Genomic DNA, 2,295 nt, shown 5'->3' with positions numbered 1-2,295 from the left:
TTTAGGGGCCAGATTTGCTTGCATCCCTAAGAAGAATCGCTATAGTCCGCGCTCCCTTGCCTGGACCTTAGGTTCTCGCAAGCTCCTTGCCGATGGTTTTAGGGTTTCCCTTCGACCAGTCGGCTGGGTGCGGGGAGGCCTGGCACTGTTTCTACCCGAAACCCGCCAGGGGAATCCGCGCCGAATCAGCCATAAGGAGAGTTGATTAATGCCTTTGTATGAAAGCGTGTTTATCGCACGCCAAGATATCTCCGCCGCCCAGGTGGAAACCCTGGCCGAAACCTTCGCCGGGATCCTGACTGCCGAAGGCGGTACGGTTGCCAAGCAAGAATATTGGGGCCTGCGCAATCTGTCCTTCAAGATTCGTAAGAATCGCAAGGGCCATTATGTGTTGTTCAATCTCGATGCCCCGGCCCCGGCCGTGCTCGAAATGGAACGCAACATGCGCATCAACGAAGATGTGATCCGCTTCCAGACCGTCCGTGTGAAGGAACTGGAAGAAGGCCCGTCGGCCGTTCTGTCGAACCGTGGCGAGCGCCCCGAGCGCGGCGAACGCGGTGATCGTCCCGACCGGGGTGATCGTCCCGACCGTGGGGATCGCGGTGATCGTGGCGACCGTTTCGATCGCGGCCCGCGTCGCCGGGACGATGATGATCGCGGCCCGCGTATGGCCGACGAAATGATTGGGGAGTAAGAGCAATGCAAGCTGGTGGTCGTCGCCCGTTTTTCCGTCGTCGGAAGTCCTGCCCCTTCTCTGGCCCCAATGCGCCGAAGATCGATTATAAGGACGTAAAGCTCCTTCAGCGTTTCCTGTCGGAACGCGGTAAGATCGTCCCGTCGCGCATCACCGCCGTGTCGGTGAAGAAGCAACGCGAACTGGCCCAGGCCATTAAGCGTTCGCGCTTCTTGGGTCTGCTGCCGTATCTGATCGGTTAAGTTTTCTACCTCCGAAGGGGGCGGCTCGCTGCCCCCTTCGCCGCGCTTCCCCTATTCGGGAAGCAAGCCTTGTGTGATGACGCGCTCAAGTAGGCGAAAGCCGATAGCGCGACAAAAACGCGCTCAAGTAGGCGAAAGCCGGTAGCGCAACACATCAGGTGCAGTGGTCGGTCTCGCGGCGATCCTGCGGTATGGTTTCCAAACGGAACCTGACCCGTAGGCTATTACCGCCCAGGTAGGTTCGTTTGAAATAGATCATCCGCCGCTGTTCAAGCCGGATGCTGGAAACTGCAAGGAAATTATCATGGTTGCTCTCGTTCTGCTCGAACGCGTCGAAAACCTCGGCCAGATTGGCGATGTCGTCAACGTTCGCCCCGGCTATGCCCGTAACTATCTGCTGCCGCAGAAGAAGGCGCTGCGCGCCACCAAAGCCAACCTCGAAGCTTTCGAAGGTCGTAAGGCCCAGATCCTCGCCGACAATCTGAAGCGCAAGGAAGAAGCCGAAGGCGCTGCCGCGAAGATGGACGGGCTGAAGCTCGCCCTCGTCCGGCAGGCTGGGGAAAGCGGCCAGTTGTACGGGTCGGTCAATGGCCGCGACGTGGCTGAAGGCACGGCAGCCGCCGGTTTCACCATCAACCGCAATCAGGTTGTGATCGAAAATCCGATCAAGACCACGGGCGTTCACACCGTCCGCGTCAGCCTGCACCCGGAAGTCTCGGTCACGGTCATCATCGCCGTCGCCCAGACCAAGGACGAAGCCGATGCGCTGCTCGCCGGTCGCAATCTGCGCGCCGAAGCCGCTGCGGATGAAGCCGCCGACGAAGCGGCTCTTGCCGCCGAACTGGCCGCCAGCGCCGCCGCCCGCGAAGCTGACGACGCTTAAGTCTTCTCGTTTTGTAACAGGGGAAAAGCCGCCTCGGCCGTAAGCCGCAGGCGGCTTTTGTTTCGGAAAAAAGTCTGTCCGGTCTATACTCCCGTCATGGACGAATACCCTCTACCTGACGAATTTCCGCCGCCTGATCCCTCGACAGCGATGATTCTCGCTGGCACGGATCGGGGGACGCCGACGCTGCCCGTGCGCCTGCCGCCCCATAATGACGAGGCGGAAATGGCGCTGTTGGGGGCGATTCTGCATAACAACCGCGCCTTCGAACGCGTCATCGAGTTCCTGCGCCCCGAGCATTTCGCCAACCGCATTCACGGTAAAATCTTCGAAGCCGTCGGCAAGTTGATCGACCGGGGTCAAATCGCCGATCCGATCACCCTCAAGCAATATTTCGAGTCGAATCAAGATCTCACCGAAGTCGGTGGGTTTCAGTATTTGATGACGCTGGCGGGCTCGCTCGTCTCGGTCATCAA

General features: G+C 59.7%; 4 protein-coding genes. All 4 read left to right on the top strand.

Annotated features, from left to right (window positions below):
- Positions 1-208 precede the first annotated feature (208 nt).
- Positions 209-694, top strand: coding sequence for a 30S ribosomal protein S6 (rpsF, locus tag VZ95_RS18915; RefSeq protein WP_045777243.1), 486 nt, complete (start codon positions 209-211; stop codon positions 692-694).
- Between the two features lie 5 nt (positions 695-699).
- Positions 700-936, top strand: a complete 237-nt coding sequence (gene rpsR / locus VZ95_RS18910) for a 30S ribosomal protein S18 (protein WP_045777242.1) — start codon at positions 700-702, stop codon at positions 934-936.
- Between the two features lie 304 nt (positions 937-1,240).
- Positions 1,241-1,819 carry a 50S ribosomal protein L9 gene (gene rplI, locus VZ95_RS18905; RefSeq protein WP_045777241.1) on the top strand — a complete coding sequence of 193 codons (579 nt, stop codon included), beginning with the start codon at positions 1,241-1,243 and terminating at the stop codon, positions 1,817-1,819.
- A gap of 150 nt (positions 1,820-1,969) precedes the next feature.
- A partial coding sequence (locus VZ95_RS18900) for a DnaB-like helicase N-terminal domain-containing protein (RefSeq protein ID WP_045777240.1) occupies positions 1,970-2,295 on the top strand: 326 nt, incomplete at its 3' end.

It is taken from the genome of Elstera litoralis, assembly GCF_000963705.1.
Lineage (GTDB): Bacteria > Pseudomonadota > Alphaproteobacteria > Elsterales > Elsteraceae > Elstera > Elstera litoralis.
This window is presented reverse-complemented; position numbering and strand designations above follow the sequence as displayed.